The following is a 767-nucleotide window of genomic DNA, read 5'->3' on the forward strand; positions in this document are numbered from 1 at the left end:
TCGAGGAGGTCGGACTCGTGCTGGTCGGCGAGGTCGGGTGCGATGACCTCGAGGAGTCTGCGCCCGAGGATGGTGAGGCGCTTCGCGTCGTGCTCTTCCGCGGCGGTGACGAGGTGCTCCTCGGCCTTGGTGAGGAGTTCCGCGTCGAGGCCATCAGGCAGTGCCTTGACCGACCGGACGATCACGTCGGCCTGCTCGGGCCGCAGGTCGCCGCGTGCCAGTGAGGTCCGGACCAGTTTGTAGGTGGCCAGGTCATGGCCGAGGTGGACCGTGCGTGCCGCTGCCGGACGGGTCTGCCTGGTCTGGTGGGCGTACCAGTTCGCCGTGCTCGTCGCGCCGACATCGGTGCCGACCTCGACCTCGTCGGCGTGGGCGGCGACCCGGGTCTTGAGCTCGACTACCTGGGCTTCCAGTCGCGTGAGCTCGACCAGCGTGGAGGCTGCTTCGTGAGCGCTCATCGACCACACCGACGCATCCACCAGGACGTCGGCGATCCCGCGCATCCGCGCGGTCGCTTCGGCCACCTGGTGGTGGGGTGTGGTCATCGCTGTCATGGATCCAGCCAACCTCGAACAGCCGACATCTGCATCCGTGCTCCGCAGGACTGTGGATGGCGGTGTCACCAGCGATCCTGTGAACGAAAACTGGCCCACGACAGCTCCAATTCTGCCGCCGCGGTGGGTGTGGGTCGCCCGCTGGTCCGAGAACCTCGGTGGTTGAGGTGCGAGGGCCGCTAGGCCCGAGCCTCGAAACCACCCACCCAGAGA

At 67.8% G+C, this 767-nt stretch carries 1 protein-coding gene; it reads right to left on the minus strand.

The window, feature by feature from the left end:
- A partial coding sequence (locus tag N542_RS0103535; protein WP_155992841.1) for a DUF222 domain-containing protein occupies window positions 1-554 on the minus strand: 554 nt, incomplete at its 3' end.
- Window positions 555-767: the final 213 nt, after the last annotated feature.

The organism is Nocardioides sp. URHA0020 (assembly GCF_000620705.1).
Classification (GTDB): Bacteria; Actinomycetota; Actinomycetes; order Propionibacteriales; family Nocardioidaceae; genus Nocardioides.